At 68.7% G+C, this 22,175-nt stretch carries 25 protein-coding genes and 1 pseudogene; 8 read left to right on the top strand and 18 right to left on the bottom strand.

Going from position 1 to position 22,175, the window contains the following annotated elements:
* Positions 1-56: 56 nt before the first annotated feature.
* The 6 genes from ACK5NO_RS04260 to infC form a co-directional block, all read right to left on the bottom strand.
* Positions 57-509: a hypothetical protein gene (locus tag ACK5NO_RS04260; RefSeq protein ID WP_416811427.1), complete on the bottom strand. Its 453-nt coding sequence runs from the start codon at positions 507-509 to the stop codon at positions 57-59.
* Between the two features lie 44 nt (positions 510-553).
* Positions 554-2,158 carry a diguanylate cyclase gene (locus ACK5NO_RS04255; RefSeq protein ID WP_416811426.1) on the bottom strand — a complete coding sequence of 535 codons (1,605 nt, stop codon included), beginning with the start codon at positions 2,156-2,158 and terminating at the stop codon, positions 554-556.
* A gap of 89 nt (positions 2,159-2,247) precedes the next feature.
* A complete protein-coding gene (locus tag ACK5NO_RS04250; RefSeq protein WP_416811425.1) occupies positions 2,248-3,084 on the bottom strand; it encodes a TrmH family RNA methyltransferase in 837 nt (278 codons plus the stop codon).
* 10 nt (positions 3,085-3,094) lie between these two features.
* The gene (gene rplT, locus ACK5NO_RS04245; RefSeq protein WP_416811424.1) at positions 3,095-3,475 is read right to left on the bottom strand and encodes a 50S ribosomal protein L20; all 381 of its coding nucleotides are present in this window, start codon (positions 3,473-3,475) and stop codon (positions 3,095-3,097) included.
* Positions 3,476-3,506: 31 nt separating this feature from the next.
* Positions 3,507-3,701, bottom strand: a complete 195-nt coding sequence (rpmI, locus tag ACK5NO_RS04240; protein ID WP_416811423.1) for a 50S ribosomal protein L35 — start codon at positions 3,699-3,701, stop codon at positions 3,507-3,509.
* Positions 3,702-3,750: 49 nt separating this feature from the next.
* Entirely contained in the window at positions 3,751-4,404 is a 654-nt protein-coding gene (gene infC, locus ACK5NO_RS04235) for a translation initiation factor IF-3 (RefSeq protein WP_416811476.1), read from the bottom strand.
* A gap of 222 nt (positions 4,405-4,626) precedes the next feature.
* Between infC and ACK5NO_RS04230 the strand changes: the two genes are divergently transcribed.
* Genes ACK5NO_RS04230 through ACK5NO_RS04220 form a run of 3 tightly spaced genes read left to right on the top strand, consistent with a single transcriptional unit; the run spans position 4,627 to position 6,698 of the window.
* Entirely contained in the window at positions 4,627-4,998 is a 372-nt protein-coding gene (locus ACK5NO_RS04230; protein ID WP_416811422.1) for a DUF1844 domain-containing protein, read from the top strand.
* Positions 4,999-5,004: 6 nt separating this feature from the next.
* Positions 5,005-5,970: a hypothetical protein gene (locus ACK5NO_RS04225; protein ID WP_416811421.1), complete on the top strand. Its 966-nt coding sequence runs from the start codon at positions 5,005-5,007 to the stop codon at positions 5,968-5,970.
* Between the two features lie 8 nt (positions 5,971-5,978).
* Positions 5,979-6,698 (top strand): S1 family peptidase, encoded by a 720-nt coding sequence (locus ACK5NO_RS04220; protein ID WP_416811420.1) that lies wholly within the window; start codon positions 5,979-5,981, stop codon positions 6,696-6,698.
* 19 nt (positions 6,699-6,717) lie between these two features.
* On the opposite strand, the gene ACK5NO_RS04215 is transcribed toward ACK5NO_RS04220, so the two are convergent.
* Together ACK5NO_RS04215 and priA are read right to left on the bottom strand one after the other, a co-directional pair.
* A complete protein-coding gene (locus tag ACK5NO_RS04215; RefSeq protein ID WP_416811419.1) occupies positions 6,718-7,446 on the bottom strand; it encodes an SseB family protein in 729 nt (242 codons plus the stop codon).
* Positions 7,447-7,593: 147 nt separating this feature from the next.
* Complete coding sequence (priA, locus tag ACK5NO_RS04210) at positions 7,594-8,331, bottom strand: bifunctional 1-(5-phosphoribosyl)-5-((5-phosphoribosylamino)methylideneamino)imidazole-4-carboxamide isomerase/phosphoribosylanthranilate isomerase PriA (protein WP_416811418.1); 738 nt, start codon at positions 8,329-8,331, stop codon at positions 7,594-7,596.
* Positions 8,332-8,480: 149 nt separating this feature from the next.
* Between priA and ACK5NO_RS04205 the strand changes: the two genes are divergently transcribed.
* The gene (locus ACK5NO_RS04205; RefSeq protein ID WP_416811417.1) at positions 8,481-8,891 is read left to right on the top strand and encodes an ArsR/SmtB family transcription factor; all 411 of its coding nucleotides are present in this window, start codon (positions 8,481-8,483) and stop codon (positions 8,889-8,891) included.
* Positions 8,891-9,649 carry a cation diffusion facilitator family transporter gene (locus tag ACK5NO_RS04200; protein WP_416811416.1) on the top strand — a complete coding sequence of 253 codons (759 nt, stop codon included), beginning with the start codon at positions 8,891-8,893 and terminating at the stop codon, positions 9,647-9,649. Before ACK5NO_RS04205 ends, ACK5NO_RS04200 begins: the two co-directional genes overlap by 1 nt.
* Positions 9,650-9,656: 7 nt before the next feature.
* Here ACK5NO_RS04200 and ACK5NO_RS04195 read toward each other — a convergent pair whose 3' ends face one another.
* From ACK5NO_RS04195 to ACK5NO_RS04170, 6 genes are all read right to left on the bottom strand, one after another.
* Positions 9,657-10,103, bottom strand: coding sequence for a hypothetical protein (locus tag ACK5NO_RS04195; RefSeq protein ID WP_416811415.1), 447 nt, complete (start codon positions 10,101-10,103; stop codon positions 9,657-9,659).
* Positions 10,104-10,116: 13 nt separating this feature from the next.
* Complete coding sequence (gene hisH, locus ACK5NO_RS04190) at positions 10,117-10,773, bottom strand: imidazole glycerol phosphate synthase subunit HisH (RefSeq protein ID WP_416811414.1); 657 nt, start codon at positions 10,771-10,773, stop codon at positions 10,117-10,119.
* A 198-nt stretch (positions 10,774-10,971) separates the two neighbouring features.
* Entirely contained in the window at positions 10,972-11,637 is a 666-nt protein-coding gene (locus tag ACK5NO_RS04185) for a DUF1295 domain-containing protein (RefSeq protein WP_416811413.1), read from the bottom strand.
* 32 nt (positions 11,638-11,669) lie between these two features.
* Positions 11,670-12,278, bottom strand: a complete 609-nt coding sequence (locus ACK5NO_RS04180; RefSeq protein ID WP_416811412.1) for a hypothetical protein — start codon at positions 12,276-12,278, stop codon at positions 11,670-11,672.
* On the bottom strand, positions 12,275-12,886 hold the full coding sequence (gene hisB / locus ACK5NO_RS04175; RefSeq protein WP_416811411.1) for an imidazoleglycerol-phosphate dehydratase HisB: 612 nt from the start codon (positions 12,884-12,886) through the stop codon (positions 12,275-12,277). The genes ACK5NO_RS04180 and hisB overlap by 4 nt, the downstream gene beginning before the upstream one ends.
* Complete coding sequence (locus ACK5NO_RS04170) at positions 12,883-13,977, bottom strand: histidinol-phosphate transaminase (RefSeq protein ID WP_416811410.1); 1,095 nt, start codon at positions 13,975-13,977, stop codon at positions 12,883-12,885. The genes hisB and ACK5NO_RS04170 overlap by 4 nt, the downstream gene beginning before the upstream one ends.
* Before the next feature lie 160 nt (positions 13,978-14,137).
* On the opposite strand from ACK5NO_RS04170, the gene ACK5NO_RS04165 reads away from it, so the two are divergent.
* On the top strand, positions 14,138-16,354 hold the full coding sequence (locus ACK5NO_RS04165; protein ID WP_416811409.1) for a RecQ family ATP-dependent DNA helicase: 2,217 nt from the start codon (positions 14,138-14,140) through the stop codon (positions 16,352-16,354).
* Between the two features lie 43 nt (positions 16,355-16,397).
* Here ACK5NO_RS04165 and ACK5NO_RS04160 read toward each other — a convergent pair.
* Positions 16,398-16,586: pseudogene (locus ACK5NO_RS04160) on the bottom strand (ATP-binding cassette domain-containing protein); the annotation flags it as partial.
* A gap of 16 nt (positions 16,587-16,602) precedes the next feature.
* Between ACK5NO_RS04160 and ACK5NO_RS04155 the strand changes: the two are divergent.
* Entirely contained in the window at positions 16,603-17,979 is a 1,377-nt protein-coding gene (locus ACK5NO_RS04155; protein WP_416811408.1) for a hypothetical protein, read from the top strand.
* A gap of 115 nt (positions 17,980-18,094) precedes the next feature.
* Here the strand turns inward: ACK5NO_RS04155 and hisD are convergent, their stop codons facing one another.
* The 3 genes from hisD to ACK5NO_RS04140 form a co-directional block, all read right to left on the bottom strand.
* Positions 18,095-19,399, bottom strand: coding sequence for a histidinol dehydrogenase (gene hisD, locus ACK5NO_RS04150; RefSeq protein ID WP_416811407.1), 1,305 nt, complete (start codon positions 19,397-19,399; stop codon positions 18,095-18,097).
* 138 nt (positions 19,400-19,537) lie between these two features.
* Entirely contained in the window at positions 19,538-20,440 is a 903-nt protein-coding gene (locus tag ACK5NO_RS04145) for a hypothetical protein (protein ID WP_416811406.1), read from the bottom strand.
* Positions 20,441-20,634: 194 nt separating this feature from the next.
* Positions 20,635-21,219, bottom strand: a complete 585-nt coding sequence (locus ACK5NO_RS04140) for a GNAT family N-acetyltransferase (protein WP_416811405.1) — start codon at positions 21,217-21,219, stop codon at positions 20,635-20,637.
* 47 nt (positions 21,220-21,266) lie between these two features.
* Between ACK5NO_RS04140 and ACK5NO_RS04135 the strand changes: the two genes are divergently transcribed.
* On the top strand, positions 21,267-22,127 hold the full coding sequence (locus ACK5NO_RS04135; protein WP_416811404.1) for an SDR family oxidoreductase: 861 nt from the start codon (positions 21,267-21,269) through the stop codon (positions 22,125-22,127).
* Positions 22,128-22,175 lie beyond the last annotated feature (48 nt).

The raw sequence follows: 22,175 nt of genomic DNA, 5'->3' as shown, positions 1-22,175 counted from the left end.
TCTATCGGCGTGCGGCGCACGCCCGGACGGCCGATGCGCTGGCTGGCCTGGCGGCGCTAGTTCGCCCCTGCGATGAGGACAGCCACCAGCAGTCCGCCAGCAACCGTGTTGGCGATGGGCAGGGCGATCCTGACGGCCCGCGGCATCTGCGCATTCTTGACGGCGAAGACGTTCATGAAGAAGAGCATGACGCCCAGGACGGCACCCAGGAACCCGAATGCGATAAGCACGAGTGGGGCAAACATGAGCACCTTTTCGAGAGTGCTCGCGTGCCCGCCCATGCGGTACACCTCGCGGTCATCCATCACCAGGCGCTGGAAGCCAGGGAGCAGTCCCCGCGACTCGAGCTTGCCTTGGGCGCCGCCACGCAGCGGGATCGCCCACGTGCCCTTGCGGCGCTTCACGGGCTCGTCGTCGATCAGCACCTTGTAGAAGACGCCCTCGCCACCCTGCAGCGCTACCGTCCCCTTGGCGCGCGGAATGTCCAGCACCACCGTGTCGTCAGCCATGCGCTCCCTCTCCGTTCTCGCGGCAGGCTAGCACCGGGCATGTGTCAGGCATGTGAACGGCTGCGCCGATGCGCTCGCTCGGCACCGTAGGTACGTCCCTTCTCGACGGCCTTGCCCGCGATCAGCGCCTCGTCCGCGCGTTGGATCAGGCGCTCAAGGTCGTAGCCGGCCTCAGCGGTTGTCGCGAAGCCTGCGGTCGCGCCCACGCCACAGCCCTCGGGACACGATTCGGCAAGGGCGATCGCGACCTTCTCGCGCACGCGCCCCGCCACGGCCCCAGCCAGCCCTCGGCGACGCAGTCTCATGAGGATGACAAACTCGTCGCCCCCAGTACGCGCGGCGAGGTCGCGGTGACGCACTTGCTCGGCGAGGGTCCTGCCCACGACGGCGAGGGCGCTGTCGCCTGCCTCGTGCCCGTAGGTGTCATTGAGCGTCTTGAACTGATCGAGGTCCATGACGATGCACGCCACGGGGCTGCGCGTCTTGCGCGCCGACACCAGCAGTTTGGCGCCTGTGGTCTCAAGCGTGTAGCGGTTGGCCAATCCGGTGAGCGGGTCAAGACTCGCGCGCGTCGCCACGCGCATCGCGGGGCGCCACAAGCCAAGCACCACGGCCACCATGATCAAGGTGAGCACCAGCGTCAGGCCCGTGTACACATAGGCGGTGACGCGCGCATCGCCGTGGGCAGCGGCGATCGAGTCCACCGGTGCGGTGATCTGGAGCACCCAGTCGAGGCCGTCCCCGTAGTTGACCGACCGTCCGATGGTGACGTTGCGCCCATCGGCACTCGTCACGTCTTCGCCCGAGGCCACGGCCTCGGCCAAGTCGGTGAGTCCCAGGTCCTCGGCGCGCGGCACGCGCGCCAACGCCGTCGCCAACGCTTCGTACTCGTCAGACAGGTCAGCGGGGACCGCAATGAGCTCTCCGGTGTCGGCCACCACGAAGGCAGTGGCTTCACTTCCGCCTGCGGTCGACGCGAGCGCGTCCACCACACCGGCGTCGTCGAACACGGCGCCCACCACGGCGACCACGGTAGTCGAGTCCAGGATGGCCTTGACCGGCGCGAACTGGACGCCCGAGATCACGTCGCTATTGAGCGGCTCCGCCCAGATCAGCGCCCCTTCCGCCGCTACCCCGGCCTGATACCAGTCGCTGTCGGTGACATCTTTCTCGAGTGGTGTGTGTGACTCGCTGAGGCGGGTGACGTTGGCGTCGTACTCGACCGTCGTCAGCACGGCAGTGCCATCGTCGAGCACCGAGGTGTGCCGCGCGAGGTAGCCATCGGCGTCCACGCTCACCGCGAACATTTCACCCGTCGGCAAGCCCAGGAAGATGTCGGTGACGGCGGGCGTGCGCTCAATCTGGTCGACCATGCGGGCAACCTCGAGGTCCAGGGTATCGGCGAGCCCCTCGCGCGCGATGCGCTTGCTCGTCGAGTCCACCACCGCCACCGAGGCATCCATATAGTCGTGCAGACGCTGGACCAGCACGGTTCCCACATAGTCGTAGGCGCTCTGCGCAGCGGACGAGGCCGCGCGGGTGGTGTGCCACAACGAAAAGCACGCGACGACGAGCTGGGCGAGAGTCAGCGCCAACACGGCCGACGCGACGACCAGAAGGCCGCGAGGGCGACCATGAAGAGAGGACACCGCGGAATACTCACCTGGGTCGCTCGCTCACAACCGGGACCTTGCACCCAAACGCCCAGTGACGTTGGTCACTCCGCAACGCCGGCGTGTCAGGAACGGTGAGCGGCAGCCGAGGCGTACAGGCACACCGAGGCCGCAGTGGCGAGATTCAGGCTCTCCGCCTTGCCATAGATCGGGATCCGCACCACGGTGTCGACGAACGACAGATCGTCGTCGCTCAGGCCCCAGGCTTCGTTGCCAAAAACCCAGGCCGTCGCCCGGGCGAGAGCGGCGTTGTCGGCGCCGTCCTGACCCAGTTCGACCGTGCCGGAGCCATCGGCCGCGAGGATCGTGAGGCCCGCCCCTGCAAGGGCGAGCGTCGCCTCAGCGAGAGGGGCACGCACCACGGGAAGGTGAAACAGGCTGCCCGCCGTCGAGCGGACCACCTTGGGATTGGTGAGGTCAACGCTGTCCCCCGCCAGCACGACGGCGTCGGCCCCAGCGGCGTCTGCCACCCGGATCACGGTGCCGGCATTGCCGGGGTCACGGACGTTGCTCAGCACGGCCACCAGCCGCGGCTGCGCCGCGATGACGTCATCGAACGAGGCCCCCGCCGTGTCGACCACCGCCAGGATGCCCTGCGCATCGGCGCTCATCGCGGTGACCACCTCGTCCGTGGCGAGGTGAACCCAGACCTCGCTCGCGAGCGCGGAGGTGACGATGTCGCCATACCTGTCTCGCGCATCGGCCGTCAGGTACAGATCGCGCACGCGAGCGGGCGCGTGCAGGACGGCCTCCCGCACTCCCTGCGGGCCCTCCACCAGAAACTGGCCGGCCCGGGAACGCGCAGAACGCCCCGCGAGCGCCGCGACCTTCTTCACCCTCTCCGCTCTCGCATTGGAGAGGGTGAGCGTGAGGTCGTCGGGCCCTGCGGGGCGTCCTGTCATGCCTTGATACTTACGCGGCGGGCGCGTTGACGTCCTCGGGGAGCGCCTTCTTGGCAAGCTCCACGAGGGCGGCGAAGGCAGCCTCGTCGTTCACCGCGAGCTCGGCGAGCATACGGCGGTCCACCTCGATCTCAGCGGCCTTGAGGCCCTGGATGAAGCGGTTGTAGGTGATGCCGTTCGCGCGAGCAGCAGCGTTGATGCGCTGGATCCACAGCTTACGGAAGTCGCCCTTGCGCTTGCGACGGTCGTTGTAGCTGTAGACCATCGAGTGGGTGACCTGCTCCTTCGCCTTGCGGTAAAGGCGCGAGCGCTGGCCACGGTAGCCGTGGGCCTTCTCGAGGGTGCTGCGGCGCTTCTTCTGGGCGTTGACCGCCCGCTTGACGCGTGCCATTTCTTACTCCTTCAGTACGTCTAAAACGGGCTTACTTGCCCAGCAGCTTCTTGACCTTCTTCGAGTCCGCGTCCGACAGGATCGCGTCCACGGCCACGCGACGCTTGCGCGCGGAGGTCTTCTCCTCGAACTTGTGCACGTTCATGGCGTGCGCGTGCTTCACCTTGCCGGTACCGGTGAGCTTGAAGCGCTTCTTGGCGCCCGAGTGAGTCTTGTTCTTCGGCATGACTGCCCTTCCTTGCGTTCTGCGCGTCCCGGCGGGGACGTGCGGGTCTTTACTCGGACGACTCGTCGTCCGAAGCGGGCTCGACGCCCGACGTCTGCTTGGCCGCCTTGGCCGCGGCACGCTCGGCGCGTTCGGCCTTGCCGGCCGCCTTGCGCTCGTCGCGCACCTTGCGCTGCTCCTCCATCGCCTCGGCCTTCTTCTTGAGAGGTCCGAGGACGAGGGACATGTTGCGCCCCTCCTGCGAGGGCATGTTCTCGACGATGCCGAACTCCTGGAGCTCATCAGCCAGCTTCAGCAGCAGGCGACGGCCCATCTCGGGACGGGACTGCTCGCGACCGCGGAACATGATCGTGACCTTGACCTTGTCGCCGCCCTTGAGGAAGCGGATGACGTGGCCCTTCTTGGTCTCGTAGTCGTGCTCGTCGATCTTGAGACGGAACCGCATCTCCTTGATCTCGGTGTTGGCCTGGTTGCGACGCGCCTCGCGCGCCTTCACCGCCGCCTCATACTTGAACTTGCCGTAGTCCATGAGCTTGACGACCGGCGGACGCGAGTTGGGTGCAACCTCGACGAGGTCGAGATCCGCCTCCTGCGCGAGTCGGGTGGCGTCCTCAATGCGGACAATGCCCACCTGCTCGCCGTTGGGTCCGACAAGACGGACCTCCGGGACACGGATGCGCTCATTGATACGGGGCTCGTTGATGGGTGGCTCCTCGAGAGTGGTTTCGCGCCGCCGAGCAAAGAAAAAGGCCCCTGCTCGAACACGAGCAGAGGCCACCGAGTCTTCGACATACGTCCGCGCTTCACGCACGGCCGAAGCCGAGACCTGAACCCTGGCCCATGTGATTGGCCCTAGGGTGGGAGGTGGACTCCACTTGTGCGCCGGAGAGCGATCCCCGGCCGGTCAGTCATCAAGGATACCACCATGACAGAATCTTCGTCGTCGACGCCCGCGCTGGGCACCGAATCGACGTCCACCACCGCCGCGCGTGACCTCGCTGATGTCAGTGCGGTGGAACTTATCACGACCGTAAGCGTTCATCTCCTGAGCGCTGCAGCACTCAGGTGCGGGCTCGCCGAGGATGGCGAGGAACATCAGGACCTCGACGAGGCAAGGGCCATCATCAACGCCCTCGCCGGCCTCATCACTGCGTCCGCACCTGACCTCGGCAACACGCACGCACGCTCGCTTCGCGACGGTTTGCGGAGCGTACAGTTGGCATTCCGGGAGGCTTCGGTCATCCCGGACGCCCCAGGAGAGGGGCCGGGCGAGAAGTACACGGGGGCAGTCACCTAAATGAGCATGGGGACCGGATCGACCAACGACGACGCGATGGCGAACGGCCACGACGCCGATGCGCTCGAGGACACCGTCGTCCTGTCCCCCATCATTGACTCGTCTCGGGCGGTGTCGCCTTCCGCTGCCTCGTTCCCCTCGCCACCGTCGGTGGCTTCCGTCTCGGGGGCAGGTCATGCGCCCGTCGCCCCGTCGGCGGCGTCCGCACCCGACCCCATCGACGACCTCGACGACCTCGACGACGGCACCCCTGAATCTGACGCGGATCCCGAGTCCGACGCCTCGGATCTCGACGAAGTCGACAACCTTGAGGTGGGCGCCGCGGGGACGCTGGTGCCCGTGACCGTCGGTGCGGTGCGCGATGACGGCGACTTGCACCGGCGACGCCGCCACGACCCGCCTCCCGAGGTCTTCGACTACGCCGTCGCGGCCCGCCGCGGGCGAGAGCCTCGCCAGTCGGGTGGACGCCGGGGCTGGATCGCGGCCTCCGTGTTGTTGTTCCTCATGCTCGGCCTGTCGGTCGCGCTCAATTGGCACTTGTGGACCACCGCGGAGGCCTGGGAAGCACGCTCCGATGAACTGACGGACATCAACTACGACCTGGGTGATCAGCTCGCTACCGAGCAGTCTGCTGGCCTCCAACTCGAAAGTGAGATCGACCTGCTGAGCCAGCAGCTCGCGACGTCGAACCAGACGGTGATCGACCTCAGCGCAGAAAAGGCCGATGCTCTCGATGCCACCGAGTACGCGAGCCAGCAGATCGACACGGTCACGGGACACCTCACGACAGCTACCTCGGTGGCCACCTCGCTGCAGCGCTGCGTCGACGGTCAGGAACAACTCATCGAATACTTGGGGGCGCCGGACAACTACGACCCCGTGGAACTCGCAGCGTTCCAGAAGAGCGTCGACGAGCTGTGCACCCGTGCAGAGAACGCCAACCAGCGCATGCGCTCGGAGCTTGCCGAGTGAGGCGGCTCGTGGCCACCGCGTGTGTCGCTGCACTCGCCCTGTCTGGGTGCGCCGCGATCCCGTCGGGGCCTGAGCCCCTTCCGAGCGACTGGGTGCCCGAGGTCACGACGACGCCCGTCGCCCAGAATGTTGGCCTGTCGCCCGACGGGTTCACCGCTGCCCAGCGCATGACGCTGCGGGTGCGCAACGTCGGCTGCGGCTTCGTCAAGACGGGCACGGCCTTTGCACTCGACGCCTTCACGCTCGTGACCAACCGCCACGTGATCGAGAACTCCTCTGACATCCAGGTGTCGTCCTATGACGGCCGCGTCATCGAGGCCACCGCCGCATCGTCGACCACGGTCGCGGATATTGCGATCATCACGACCTCCGAGTCCCTTGGCGGCGCCTTTGCGGTGCGTGCCCAGGAAGACCCCCGAGAAGGTGATGTGATTACCGTGGTGGGCTACCCAGGTGGCGGCAAACTCACGACGGTGTCAGGCGTGGTGCTGGGCGAGACGACGGATCCACTCGGCGGCGCCGTGGACAAGGTCCTTGCGACGACCGCGGTCGTCGAGCCTGGTTCCTCTGGCTCGCCCGTCCTCAATGACGAAGGTCAGGTCGTGGGTGTCGTCTATGCCAAGAACGATGCCGATCAGAGTTTCATCGTGCCGGTGTCGATGCTCAACACGTTGCTGGCGCAGCCGGCGCTGTTGGTGCCCGACCCCATCGAGTGCGGCACTGACTGACGCCACCGTTCGCGTGGCCCTACGCCGACGCAGCGAGCTTCAGTTCAAGGGTGTCGACGCGCTGAGCGACGATGTCGGAGTGCGCCAGTTCGCGTTGCACCCGTTCGATGATCGCGTCGAGTTCGGGCCGGGACAGCCCTGGAGTCAGGCGCAGCACAATCGAGACCTCTGAGGTCGCGCCAGGGCGCGCGTCGACGGCAACCAAGGCGTCGTCGAGCGACACCGCCGTGGCGATCGCATCCGCGACCTCGGGCACCACGACGCCGTCGAGCACCGCGGGATGCCAGACCTCGCCTTGGCCTAGCGCCCACACGGCAGGGCGCGGGATCAGCACCGTCTCCATTCCGGGGTTGACCACGAGGCTCGACCAGCCCTCCGCCACTGCCGCCAGGGCCGCACGCGGCCCCTCCGCGGGGATGGGGCGCGCGCTCTCGCGCCAGGCCTTCATGGCGTCGACGTCGGTGAACACGGGCAACGCGGCGCGGCCGTCTGGCATCTGGACCGCGACCACTCCGGTGGAGGCGACGGCATCCTTCTCGACTCCGTGCTCACCCATCACCCGCTGTTCACCACTCGCGACCACGGGGATGAGTACGCGCGCGTACGCCAGGGCGTCCACCACGTCGGCGAGCGGTGCCTTACCGCGCGAGTGGCGGATGAGCGCCTGAGCCAAGTGGGCATCGGCGCTACCGTCGTCGTCCGCGAAGATCGACTCGGGAATCTCCTTGGCAGGCTCACCCTCACTCATGGCTCAGATGCTACGCGCTGCCCCTGACATGCCCCCACCCACGCCCCCCTCAGAAGGAGAATGGATCCATTTGGCGCAAAACTCACCCCCCGGCTTCCGGTCAAATGGATCCATTTGACGGGGAAGCGGCGGGGGTGGGAGGGGTGGCTACGGGCGGCCCGCGACGTCGAGCGCCTGGGGCAGCGTGAAGTTGCCGTTGTACAGCGCCTTGCCCACGATCGCGCCTTCGACGCCCACGCCCGTGAGCGTGCGGATCGCCGCAATGTCCTCAAGCGAGCTCACGCCACCCGACGCGACCACGGGCCGGTCGGTCGCCTGGCATACCTGGGCCAGCAGTTCCAGGTTGGGCCCGGTCAGCATGCCGTCCTTCTTGACGTCGGTCACCACGTAGCGCGCGCACCCCTCGGCGTCGAGACGTGCCAGCACGTCCCACAGGTCGCCGCCGTCGCGGGTCCAGCCGCGGCCGGACAGCGTGGTGCCGCGTACGTCGAGGCCCACGGCCACCCGGTCGCCGTGACGGGCGATGGCCGCCGCAGTCCACTCGGGGTTCTCGAGCGCCGCGGTGCCGATGTTGACGCGAGCGCAGCCCGTCGCGAGGGCCCGCTCGAGCGACTCGTCGTCGCGGATGCCGCCGCTCATCTCGACCTTGATGTCCACCGACTTCACGACGGCTTCGAGCAGCGCGGCGTTCTCGCCACGGCCAAAGGCGGCATCGAGGTCGACCAGGTGGATCCACTCCGCTCCCCCGTTGACCCAGTCCTGCGCCGCGCTCAGCGGGTCGCCGTACGAGGTCTCAGACCCCGCCTCGCCCTGGGTGAGGCGGACGGCCTGGCCGTCGGCGACGTCGACGGCGGGCAGGAGCTCAAGGCGCGGGGAGTCGGTCATGGTCTCGCTTTCGGGTCGGGCCTGGCATACATACGGCCGATGCGGGGGCTAGGTCCACGCGCACGTGCGGCCTGGTCGGCGGGCACCAGGCTACCGCGCGGCACTGCGCGCGATGACAGTACAGCGTTCGATGTACTAACGTGAGGCCCATGAGCCAGTCGCCCCTCGCTCCCGCCCGCGCTCCCACCATCGCGGCCGAGCCCTGGTCACCCGCCCAAGCCAGTGACCACGTGGCGTGTGCGTCGCCGCAGCACACCAGCGCTCTGGCGCAGGTGGGCCACGCCATCTCGGACCCCACCCGTGCCGCAATTGTGCTCGCATTGCGCAAGGGCAGCCACTTCCCAGCCGACCTCGCCGCCGAGCTCTCAGTGAGCCGGCAGTCCATGTCCAACCACTTGGCGTGCCTGCGCGGCTGTGGGCTGGTCACGGCCCGGCGCGAGGGCCGCCAAGCTCTGTATTCGCTCTCCGATGCCTCCATCGCGAAGGCCCTGGACGCCATGCTCGGCATGACGCTCGCCCTCGACCCCACCTGCTGCTCCACCGAAGGGTGCACCTGCTGATGACCGCTCTACTCACCGACGACCGCCGCGCCCTGCTGGTACGCCGTATCCGCATCATCGTCGGGCTGACCATCGCCTACAACGCCATCGAGGCCGTCATCGCACTGTCGGCAGGGGCAGCGGCGTCCTCTTCGGCTCTGCTCGGATTCGGGTTGGACTCCATCGTCGAGGTGGGATCCGCCGCGATCGTGGCGTGGCAGTTCACCGCGGCTGACCCTCGCCGCCGCGAGCGGCTCGCGATGCGCTTGATCGCCTACTCGTTCTTCGCGCTCGCCGCCCTCGTGGGGTTCGAGGCCCTGCGGTCGCTCGTGACCGGCTCCGAGCCGGACGGCTCCCCCGTGGGCATCGCCCTCGCGGCCCTGTCGCTCGCCGTCATGCCCACGGTGTCATACCTCGAGCGCAAGGCCGGGCGCGAGCTGGGCTCTGCCACGGCAATCGCGGACTCGCGGCAGACGCTCATCTGCGCCTACCTGTCGGCGGCACTGCTCGTGGGGCTCGTCCTGAACGCGTGGCTCGGATGGTGGTGGGCGGATCCCGCCGCCGCACTCGTCATCGCCGGCTTCGCCGTGCGCGAGGGCCGTGAGGCATGGAAGGGCGACGGCTGCTGCGCCACGTCGGGTGCGCTCCTTCACGGCGACCACCACGCGACGGTCTCCGGTAGCGACGGGCCGTGCTGCGACTCGTGCACAACGCCGCGCCAGCGCGTGGACCTACGCGACAGCGCCGCCGCGCCGTCCGCTGACGACTGCTGCGCGTAGTCACGCGTCAGTTCGCGAGGGTCCCGACAACGACCAACTCGGGACCGATCTCGACCCGGTGAACGGTCAGGCGCACTCCCGCCGCCCGCTCCACGATGTCCGCGACCACACCCAGGTCGATCTCGACGCGCAGGCGCGAACCGTCCACATGCATGTCCACCAGGCCGCGCGGGAGTGAGCTGCGCCGGGGGTGCCACAACTTCGCCAGTGCGACGCGCACGGCCATCCCGGGAGCACGCATGCGGCCGGTGTGCACAACGGCGTCGGCAATGAGCCGGCCGCGCTCGACCTCGAATGCCGCAATGGTCGCCGTGCCGTCCACGCCGATGGGGCCGACGTGAAGGGTCACGTCGATCTCGAGTTGACGCGCGTTGGTGACCCGCACGGCGGTGACCTGGCGCACCTGCGCCCGCAGCACGGCCGTGAGCTCCGCGGGGTCGAGGCTCAGGCGCATGGGTTCACCGCACTCAGAGCGACGTGACCCAGTTGCGCAGCAACTGAAGCCCGGCCTCCCCCGACTTCTCGGGGTGGAACTGGGTCGCGGTGAGCGGGCCGTTCTCGACGGCGGCCACGAACCTGTCGTTGCGCTCGCTGGTGCCCGCCTCCGACCACGTCACGAGCGGTGCGCGGAACCGGCCGGTGTCCTCGGTGGTGCCGAGCGGGAACTCGCGCACGCCGTACGAGTGGACAAAGTAGAACCGCTCGTCTTCGACGCCGTCGAAGAGCGTCGATCCTTCGGGGACGTCTACCTGCGCCCAGCCCATGTTGGGCACCACGGGCGCCTGGAGCTTCTCGACGGTGCCGGGCCACTGATCCAGTCCCTCGGTCTCGACGCCGTGTTCCACGCCGCGCTCGAACATCACCTGCATGCCCACGCAAATGCCCAGCACCGGGCGACCCCCGGACAAGCGCCGGCCGATGATCTGCTCGCCGCGCACTCGGGTCAGGCCGCTCATGACGGCCTCAAACGCCCCCACGCCGGGAACGATCAGTCCGTCGGAGTTCTCGGCGACCGCGCGGTCGTCGGTGAGCACCACGCGGGCACCCACGTGCTCCACGGCTCGCACCGCCGAGCGCACGTTGCCAAAGCCATAGTCGAGGACAGTCACGAGCGGGGAAGTCACGCTCGCCAGTGTATCGGCGGCCTACGACGGGCCGATGCGTTGGCTGGCTCACGCTCGCCGTCACCGTACGCGGTGCCCCAGGTCATGTCTGACAGTCGTTGGTTGCTGGCGATGACGGCCGTGACCCCGCGAGCCGGCGATGCCCCACCGCACCACCAGCCTGACCACACGACAGCGCATCACATGGACAGGGACGCCCTAGTAAACGTAAGGGATGAACTTCCGCACTCGTGCGGCATACCGGTCGAACTGTTCGCCGTAGCGTGCGGCGAGGTGCGCGTCGAGGCGAGGGATGTGCAGGCCCACGAACATGGCTGTCATGATCGCGGGCACCAGTGCCGCCCACCACGAGCCCGCGATGAGGGCGAAGCCGGTGAACAGCACGGAGTCCCCGAAGTAGTTGATGTGCATCGACCAGCCGAACAGGCCGCGGTCGTACAGCCGGCCACGATGGGCGGGGTCGCGCTTCCACGCCAGGCGCATAGCCTCGGAGACAGTGTTGAGGAGTGACCCGATCAAATAGAGGACCACGCCCAGCACCGTGACGGCGCCCACGGGGCCGGTGACCGTGCCGCCGACCATCACCAGGGACAGCTGCACGAGCGCGACCCACACGCCGACTCCGACGGCCTCCGACCACGGGTAGGCGCGGCGCAACATGACGAACTGCGTCACGATGAATCTCAGCAGGTAGATCACTGAGGCGGCCGCGAGCAGCCACAGTCGTGCCTCACTGGCGCGGGGCGTGAAGGCGTCGCCCCACGAGGCCAGGCCGCCGGCGAGGCAGGCGAGCCCGATCCCCACCGCGCCTACGTGGATGGCGCTGGTCGCGACCTTCGCAAGCAGGCTCGTCCTGTCCGCCACGGTGTGCTCCCGCCGTCCCGTCCGGTTGGCTTCTACTCGCCGCTGGGGTCGGGATCGCTGTCGCGGCGGTTGCGTTCCATCGCCTTGTATTGACGCTTGGCGTCCTTGGAGGCTCGGCGCAGTTCGCGGAAGGCCGCGAAGCGGCTCATGCGCGCGTCAAAGGTCTTTCCCGGATGGGTCGCCGACAACTCCTCGATGGTCTGCGTCCCCGCCATGAGGGTGTGAATCACGCCGGGTGCTTGGTCGAGCGCGAGACCTGGGGGCAACGTGTCGCCCTTGACCCCCGCCTGCCAGCGACGGATCGTGATCTGTCCCTTGCGGCGCTCCATCGCGAGGATGGGCTGCGTCTTGACGAACGCACTCACGGCCTGCCCCGCAGCATCGACCGCGCCGGGGGTGGTGTCGTCGAGCACCGCGAAGGCGCCAGCCGAGGTCTCGATCGTCTGACCCTGCACGCCGTTGAGCGCGCACACGGCCGCGAGCACACGACCGTTCTGAATCGGGGTAAACAGCGCGACCGTGTCGCGGTCGATGTGCTTGCCGGACTCCCCCATCGGCTTGGCGTCAGCCAGGCTCGACAGGTCGTCAGGGATGTCGAAGTGGTTGTCCTCGACGGGTCCCTGACCGGGGGTGTCGCTCACAGCGCGCCCTTCGTGGACGGGATCCCCTTGACCCGAGCATCGGCCGTCACGGCGAAGCGCAACGCGCGAGCGAGCGCCTTGAACTGTGCCTCCACAATGTGGTGCGGGTCGCGACCGGCGAGCACGCGCATGTGCACGCAAATACCCGCGTGGTGCGCGATCGACTCGAGCGCGTGCCCCGTGAGCGAGCCCGCGAAGTTGCCGCCGATCAGGTGCGTCGCCTGGCCCACCGGCTCGCCGACGTGAACAAAGTACGGGCGCCCGGACACGTCGACCACGCACTGCGCGAGGGCCTCGTCGAGCGGGACCAAAGCGTCGCCAAAGCGCGAGATGCCTGCCTTGTCGCCCAGTGCGATCTTGAGCGCCTCGCCAATGCAGATCGCTACGTCCTCGACCGTGTGGTGGCTATCGATGTGGACGTCGCCGGTGGCCTTGACGGTGAGGTTCATGAGCGAGTGCTTGCCCAACGCCGTGAGCATGTGGTCGTAGAACGGCACTCCTGTGTCGATCTCGGTGCGGCCCTCGCCGTCCAGGTCGAGCTCGACCAGGACCTGCGACTCGCTCGTGGCCCGCTCGATCCGTCCGGTGCGGGCGCCTGCCTCACTCATGTGGTGACCTCCAACAGGGCGCTGCGGAACAGCGCCATCTCTTGCGGCGTGCCGATCGACACCCGCAACCAACCTTCGGGTCCCGTGACGCGGATCAGCACTCCGCGCTCCAGCAACCCGTTGAACACCTTCTCACGGTCCTCGAAGGGACCAAACAGCGCGAAGTTCGCGTCCGTGTCAGCGACGGTGTAGCCCTGGTCGCGTAGCCACGCGACCGTCTCGTCGCGTTCGGCGCGAATCTCGTCCACCTGCGCCTGAAGCTCGCGGTGGTGCGCGAGGGCGGCCCGCGCTGTCGCCTGAGTGACGGCGCTCAGGTGGTACGGCAGGCGCACCACGCGCAGCGCGTCGATGATCTCCTGGTGCGCGACCAGGTAGCCGAGCCTGCCACCCGCGAGGGCGAAGGCCTTGGACATGGTGCGACTGACCGCGAGATTCGCGTGCTCGGGGATGATCGACGCGGCGCTCGGCACGCCGTTGCGACGGAACTCCGCGTACGCCTCGTCGATGACGACCACGCAGCCGCCCTCCACCTCGTCGGCGGCGGCAATGAGCGCGCGCACCTCGTCGAGCGTGAGCGCGGTGCCCGTGGGGTTATTGGGGCTCGCGACGATCACCATGGACGGCGCGAGGTCCCTGATCGCCGCCTGGGCCGCCTCAATGTCGAGGGCGAAGTCCTCGCGACGGGGCAACGCGACGAACTCGGTGATGGTGTCCCGCGCGTACTCGGGGTACATCGAGTACGTGGGGGCGAAGCTCAGGACCGTGCGACCAGGGCCACCGAAGGCCTGGTGCAGGTGCAGCATGACCTCGTTGGAGCCGTTCGCGGCCCACACATTGCGCACCTCGACAAAGTCGACGTGGCTCTCCACGGACAGGTAGTGCGCGAGGTCGGCGCGCAGCGACGTGAACTCGCGGTCCGGGTAGCGGTTGAGACCCTCGGCGGCCTTGCGCACGGCCGCGGCGATGGCGTCGACCACCGACGGCGGCGGCGCGTAGGGGTTCTCGTTGACGTTCAGGCACGCTTGAACGTCCAGCTGGGGAGCGCCGTAGGGCTCCAGGCCCACCAGCTCCGGGCGCAGAGGCAGGGTCATGGCTGGGAGTCTAGTGCTGACCACCCACACCGCCTCCCCGCCTCCCCCGCCCCCGTCCGGTTGATACCCGTGTCGACGTTCCTGGCACGATCGCCGCGCGCCTGATACCCGTCACGACGGGTGAGCGCCCGTGTCACAGGCGCCCCGTACGGTGGTCGGCATGATCGATACCCCCCACGCCGGCGCATCGGCCGTGCCCGTGACGGACAGCGCTGCGCTGCGCGCCGAGGGCGAAAGCGCCCTGTGCGCACTCGTGGGCAGGGACGATGCGGCCTTGCGCGAGGATCAGTGGCGCGCCATCGAGGCACTCGTCGCCCGCCGCGAGCGCGCTCTGGTCGTCCAACGCACCGGCTGGGGAAAGTCGGCGGTCTATTTCGTGGCGACGACCCTGCTGCGTGCACGAGGCGCAGGGCCCACGATCATCGTGTCTCCCCTGCTCGCGCTCATGCGTGACCAGATCGGCGCGGCCTCGCGCGCGGGGATTCGGGCGGCGACGGTGAACTCGGCGAATGTCACCGAGTGGGACGAGGTCCACGCGGCGATCGCGCGTGGCGACGTCGACGTGCTGCTGGTCTCGCCCGAGCGGCTCAACAATCCGCAGTTCCGCGACGAGGTGCTGCCCCGCCTCGCGGCCGATGCGGGTCTGGTGGTGATCGACGAGGCTCATTGCATCTCGGACTGGGGTCACGACTTCCGCCCCGACTACCGACGCATTCGCACCTTGCTCACGGAACTGCCCGCAGGCATCCCCGTGCTCGCCACCACGGCCACCGCCAACGCGCGGGTGACGGCCGACGTCGCGGAGCAACTCAGCGTGAGCGCGCAGGCCGGAGCCTCGGGCGAAGAGGTGCTCGTGTTGCGCGGCTCGCTCGACCGTGAGTCACTCCACCTGAGCGTGGTGCGCGTGCCGGACGCCGCCGAGCGGGTGGCCTGGCTCGCGGGTGCGCTCGGGCAGATCGACGGATCGGGAATCGTGTACTGCCTGACCGTGTCCGCAGCAGAGGAAGTCGCCTCGCAGCTACGCGCGGCCGGCCACGCGGTGGGTGCCTACACCGGCCGCACCGACCCGACGGAGCGAGAGCAACTCGAGGACGACCTCAAGCACAACCGCGTCAAGGCACTCGTGGCGACCTCGGCGCTTGGCATGGGCTTCGACAAGCCCGACCTCGCGTTCGTGATCCATCTGGGAGCCCCCTCATCACCCATCGCCTACTACCAGCAGGTGGGCCGCGCGGGCCGTGGCGTTGACCAGGCGCTGGTGGTGCTGCTTCCCGGCCCTGAGGACCGCGCCATTTGGCAGTGGTTCGGAGACCAGGCCTTCCCCGCCGAGGACCAGGTGCGCGCGACCATCGCGGCGCTCGGCACGGCAAGCCCCACCTCCGTCGCAGCGCTCGAAACCCGGGTGGATCTGCGGCGCGGAAGACTCGAGGCGATGCTCAAGGTGCTCGATGTTGACGGCGCGGTGCGTCGGGTTCAGGGCGGCTGGCTCGCGACCGGCCAGCCGTGGGAGTACGACCGCGAACGCTACGAGCGCGTGACGGCCGTGAGGCTTGCGGAGCAGGACACGATGCTCACGTACGAGCGGCTTGAGAGTTGCCGCATGGCGTTCCTGCGGACGGTGCTCGACGATCCGGATCTCGCGCCGGGCTGGGCGTGCGGACGCTGCGACGTGTGCGGAGGAGTCACCCTTCCCCAGGCTCCGCAGGCCGATGCGGTCGCGGCCGTGCGTGAAGGGCTCGACAAGGTGGGGGTCGAGATTGTCCCTCGCCGGCAGTGGCCCAGCGGCCTCGATGCCGTCGGGCTCGACCTGCGCGGACGCATCGGGGCCGACCAGCAGGCGGCTACCGGTCGGGCAGTGGCACGCCTTGATGGGCTCGGCTGGTCCGTGGCCCTGCGTGACCTGTTCGAGTCTCGGGACGAGGAGGGACGGCCGTGGGATGGCGAAACCCCGGTGCCCCTGCGCGGCGCGGTGGTGCGCGCACTTGAGGACTGGGACGACCTGTGGCTCGCAGGCTCCTCCGCGCGGCGGCCAGCGGTCGACGGGGTGGTGGCGATCCGCAGCGTGACGCGCCCCGAGCTCAGTGCGCACCTGGGGCCAGGGCTCGCACGCTACCTGCAGTTGCGGTTCATCGGCTGGCTGGGCCCACGCTTCGGCCAGGAAGAACCGAGTCGCCACGACGTGAACTCCGCGCAGCGCCTTGCCGCGGTAGCGCGGCGCCTCGACCTCGAGCCGGGCGTGAGCGAGGCGTTGAACGGCCGCACCGTGCTGCTCGTCGACGACTCGACCGATTCCGGCTGGACGCTCACGGTCGCGGCCCGTCTGCTGCGTCAGGCGGGCGCCGCAGCGGTGCTGCCGTTCGTGTTGGGGGTCAGGTAGTCCAGTCTCAGCGCGCCGCGGTCCACGTGCGCGGCGTCGGATCGTCGGTGAGCTCGGCTGCGACGGCGGCCTCGTTCTCCGCGTCGAGGGCGCTGGGGGCCTCGCCGATGAGGAGCAACGGCGCGCGCTTGAGCAGCACCCGCGCGATCGAGACACGCTGACGTTCGCCGCCCGACAGCGCGCTGCCGGCTTCGCCGACCCTCGTGGCGCTGTAGTGCCCCATACGGCTCGCGCGTTAAAGTGCCCCCATGATTTCCAGGGGGAACTGGGCGAGGCGTCCGCGCGCCCGCCGCATTATCACAGTCTCGGTGAGCGCCGTCGCCGCCGCTTTGGTGCTCGCCGGATGCGGAGCGCCGTACTCCTCGAGCAATGTGCGAGAGACCTTCATGGCGCTCGATGGCGTCGTCGATGCTGGCATCTCGTCCTCGCCGCAGCCACCGCTGCCCGACCACCACACCGGATGGGTGGACGTGGATCCGACCATCAGCCTCGACGAGTACGTGACGGCACTCGAGCAGACCCTCGACTACCCCGAGGTCAGCTGGTCCGTGGGGTCGCCCGACGAGTTCTGGGTGTCGATCTACGACACAACTGACCCCGCAGACATCTCTGGCGCGGCCGCAGTAGCCCTCGCCACGGCGGCCGTGCCAGGGGTCGAGCACGCAGGCGTCATGCTCGTCGAGGACGAATACAGCGAGGCCACCTCCTCGATGCAGGTGGCCTGGAACCGCGAGGCCTCGGAGCTTCCGGTGCTGCTCGCGGAGCTCGCATCCCTGCCCAAGCAGCTTCCAGGGGCAGGAGTGGACATTGAGGCTCCGACATCCCAACTCATCGTCGCCCCGTACTCTACCGCGCCGGGCGCGGCGCTGGAGGCGATCGGCGAGATAGCAACGATCACGGCGGTCGATGGCTACTACAGCGACGGCGACCGGGGCATGACCGTCACCGTCGCATCCGACGCCGCCGTCACCCACGCGCAGGAGTTAGTCTCGGCGCGCTCATCGGACTGGGGCACCATCACGATCCTCGGACCAGGCGACGACGTCGACGTCGCCCCAGGCGACGCCCAGGCCGCGGCCGCGGTCGCCACGGCGCGGGCGATTGCCGACATGCCTGGCGGGTACGCCGCCTCCGTCGATTTCCGCACGGTTTACGTCGACGGGATCGGCCTGGAGGACGCGGCCTTCATCGACGAACACTTGCGCGAGGACGCCCACTATCGGGCTGCGGCGGTCACCTGGGTGTTCGACGCACGTGAGACTCTGCGGAGCTCACACAAGCCCGCCGGCGCCGCGTGGACGGTCGCGCCGCTCGAGCAGGCGGCGACGCTGAATGGCGTCGAGGAGGTCCGCTCCGCTGCCACGCCCGGCAAGAAGGCGGCCGGTACGACCACTCACGTGATCGCCGTGCGCCCGGATGCCGATGCATTGGCCACCGAGCTGCGCGCGTGCAGCTTCGAGACCATGTCGCCTGCGCGGATCAACATCACCGTGCGCGACGACCTCGGCGAGCTGGTCGCATTGGTCACGGGTGCGCTTGACTCTGCGGGAGACCTCGTCACGGTCACCATGGCCAAGGGCGACGGCGCCCAGGCGTTCGTGGACGCCTGGAACTCCACCCCCTGACCCCCGTTCAACGGCCAAGGCAATGCCGGTCACCTCTGCGGCCGGTTGCGGGTTGCCCTCGCCGGGGGTGCCGCGCCTGGTAGTCGGCTTCCCGACGGGCTTGAAGCCGTGAGGGTCAGCGCTCCAAGCGTGCGCGGATCGCCTCGCCGTGTGCCGGGAGGTCCTCTGCGGTCGCCAGGGCGATGACCTTGTGCCCCACCTCAGCCAGCGCATCGGCGTTGTAGTGAATGGTCGAGACCGCCTTGAGGAAACTCGTCGTGTTGAGGCCGCTCGCAAAGCGAGCCGTGCCGCCGGTGGGCAGTACGTGGTTGGAACCGGCCAGGTAGTCTCCAAGCGGCACGGGGCTGTGCGCGCCCACAAAGATGGCACCCGCGCTCGTGATGCGCTCGGCGACGGCAGCCGCGTCGGCCGTGTGAATCTCCAGGTGCTCAGCGCCGTAGGCGTCCGCGACCTGGATCGACTGCTCGATGTTGGCGGTGAGGATGATCGCACTCTGGCGGCCGGTCAGCGCCTCCTTGCTACGCGCGAGGTGCTTGGTAGCGTCGGTGCGGCGGTGCAGGGCTTCCTCGACACGCTCCGCAAGGTCCTCGTCATCGGTGATGAGTACCGAGCCAGCCATGGGGTCGTGCTCGGCCTGGCTCAGCAGGTCCGCGGCGACAAAGTCCGGGTCCGCCGTGTGGTCGGCGATGATTGCGATCTCCGTGGGACCGGCCTCCGCATCGATCCCCACCACGCCATTCACGGCGCGCTTGGCGGCGGCCACGTAGACGTTGCCGGGCCCCGTGATGACGTCCACCGGCTCGCACAGTCCGTCAACACCGTACGCGAGCATGCCGATCGCCTGAGCACCGCCGACGGCATAGACCTCGTCGACACCCAGCAGCGCGCACGCCGCGAGAATGGTGGGGTGCGGCTCGCCGCCGAACTCGCGCTGCGGCGGGCTGGTGACCGCGATCGAGGTGACCCCGGCCGCCTGGGCTGTCACGACATTCATCACCACGGAACTCGGATACACCGCGAGGCCACCTGGCACGTACAAGCCCACGCGGCCCACCGGGATCCACTTCTGGGACACGGTGGCGCCGGGGGCGACCACGACACTCACGGGCGGCGGGACAGTCGCGACGTGGAACGCACGTACCCGGGCAATCGACTCGCGCAGGGCATCGAGCACGGCCGCATCCTGGCTCTCGAGGGCCGCCTCGATACGCTCCACCGGCACCCGCAGGTGCTCGGGCGAGACGCCGTCAAAGCGCTCGCCGTACTCGCGCAGCGCGTCCTGCCCGCGCTCGCGCACCTGGGCGAGGATGGGGGTCACGGTCGCGAGCGCATCGGCCACGTCCACCTCGGCACGAGGGACAACGGCGAGCAGGTCGCGGGTGGTCAGGTCGCGGTCACGCAGGTCGATTCGGCTCAGCACAGCCACAGCCTAGCCGCGCCCCTGCCTGCCCCACCCCAGGTTGGTCACTTGTACGCCGCTGCGGGCGGTGAGCAGCCTTGGTTGGTCACTTCCCCCACGTTCCTATCGATAAGAACGATGAGGTGGTGGGTGGCGGCGCTACGGCGTGACGAGGCCGCGGCGCTGCGCGAGCACCGCCAACGCCATCACCCGGCACCACCCAGCTCGTTCTCGCACGTCCCGCGACGTGAACCGCACCGTCTGAATTCCAACGGAGGCGAGAAGGGTGTCGCGTTCGCGGTCGGACTCCCAGCGCTCGCGCGAAGTGTGGAAGGCCACACCGTCGAACTCGAAGGCCACCTTGAGCGCGGGGTCATAAGTGTCGAGCAGCATGCGTCGACCCTCCACCGTGATGGCGTGTTGCCTGATCAAGTGGGCAAACTCCGGACCTGGCAGCACTTGCGTGAGACCGTCATATTCAAGAACGCTGCGCACGCCAACATCGAATGCGGCAAGCGCCTCGCGCAGCGCGCGGCGACCGCGAAAGCGTCGCTCACCGACGGTCTGCGCCACCGTCCCGACATCGATGCGTTGGCTTGCGAGCGCCTCCAGGGCCAGTGCTCTGGCACGTTCGCGTGACATCTCCCCCATGGCGTGCAGTAGCGCCACTTCCGGCGCGGCGGTCGGGATCCCATGAAGCGGGAGGGCAGGGAACGCGTGCATCGTGCGCAACAGATGCACCTGCGGAACCCGCCTGCGTACACGGGTAGGCGAGGTCGTCACGACCAGCGCCGACGTTGGAGTCGAGAGGACGCACCCGTGGAGGAAGAGTGCGGCGTGGCCAGAGATCGCCGCCTCCGCTCCGCAGGCCAACACAAGCGCGTGGGCCCGTGTCCACAAGGACTCGGCATGCAGGGTGCCCGCGAAGATCCCGCGAGCCACGCGCACCATGCGAGCATCCGCGAGCGCCCCATCGCATGCGCGCCTTCCGTATTTCGCCACGAGCGCAGAACGCTCGTATGCGCCCGGCCGGGCGAGCACGATGTCGAGGTCGGCGGCCATGAGGCGATCGTGCCAAGGAATGCGTAGCCGCGTGCTGGGCCTGTGGATAACCCAGCCACTGCTGACGCGGGAGCGTACACAAAGTGACCAACTGTTGTCGCCACACCTGCGGTGGGCCGCACAAGTGACCAATCTTGGTCGAGCGGCGCTGGCGCGAGCGCGCGTCAGTCGGGCGGCGCTGGCGCGAGCGCGCGTCAGTCGAGCGCGCGTCGCATGAGGACCCGCGGCTTTCCGCCGCCCACCGACGAGGTCTCCATTGCTCTGACAAAGCCGTGCCGCTCGAACAGCGACACCGTGCCCACATAGGCCGAGGCCACGTCGATGCGATCACCTCCCGTGTCAGCGGGATAGCCCTCGATCATCGGCGCACCGTGAGCGCGCGCGTAGTCCACCGCCCCTTCGAGGAGTACTCCCGCCACGCCCTGTCGCCGGTGTCCAGCCCGCACCACGAAGCACACGACGGACCACACGGGGACGTCGTCGACCTTGGGTATCACCCGTGATCGTTGCAGGCGGTGGTAGGAGTCCCGCGGGGACACCGAGCACCACCCGATCACCTTGTCCCCCTCATACGCGAGCACTCCCGGCGGGATGGCCTCGCCGCACAATTCGCGCAGCAGCTCGGGCCGAGCGGTGTTGGGCTTGCCCTTGATGCGGGGATCTCCCGAACTGACCCGCATCGACAGGCACCAGCACGAGGGCGTGTCGAGGCTCTTGGGGCCCAGGATGGTGCGCACATCGTCCCATCGGTCAGCCGTCGCTGGCACCACATCGATCATGGCGCCAGGTTAGTGCGGACCTCTGACACGCTCGCTACTGTGAGCGCATGCACGCACTCCCGTTGTCCGGCCAGACCGCTCTCATCACGGGCGTGTCCCGCCGCCGCGGCATTGGCTTCGCCGTGGCCAAGCGCCTGCTGGGCGACGGTGCGTCCGTGGTCATCCAGCACCACCAGGCCCACGACGTGGCCCAGCCGTGGGGTGGGGACGACCTCGACGCGCTCGTGACGGAACTGCGCGCCGCCGCCGTCGGGGATGCCACCGTCACCGACATCGCGAGCGACCTTCGCAGCGCCGATGCGCCCACCGCGCTGATCGCACAGGCGGCCTCGGTCACGGGTGGACTCGACATCCTCGTGTGCAATCAGGCCAAGAGCGGCGACGACGGCGCCATCCAGGACATGACCGCCGAGCGCCTGAGCGCCATGTGGGAGACCAACACCCGCGCGACGTTGCTCATGACGCAGGCTTTCGCGGCGCTCCACGGCGGGGCCGCCTCCGGGGCCCGCCCTGGCGACTCCGCTCGCACGGCACCGCTGCCGGGACCCGTGGGGCGCGTCATCTGGATGACCTCCGGTCAACAAGACGGGCCGATGCGCGGTGAGGTCGCGTACGCCGCCTCCAAGGCCGCTCTCGCCGGGGTCACGGCGACCGTCGCCGCGGAGTTGCTCGAGCTGGGCATCATCCTCAACACCGTCAACCCCGGGCCCGTCAACACGGGCTACCTGGACTCGGACTCCACGGATCGTGACCTCGGGCCGATCGATCAGTGGCGCCAGCGCACGCCCTTCGGACGCTTTGGACGCCCCACGGACACCGCGAACCTCATCGCGTGGCTGTGCTCAGACGAGGGCGCGTGGGTCGTCGGCCAGGTGATCAAGTCCGACGGCGGCCTCAGCCTGTACTGAGTGCCTTCCAGGACGCACCGCATCACCCAGAACCGACCACCACGTCCT

Source organism: Demequina sp. (genome assembly GCF_047975725.1).
Taxonomy (GTDB): Bacteria; Actinomycetota; Actinomycetes; order Actinomycetales; family Demequinaceae; genus Demequina.
The sequence above is the reverse complement of the archived record's forward strand: the minus strand, read 5'-3'. Positions and strand labels throughout refer to the sequence as shown.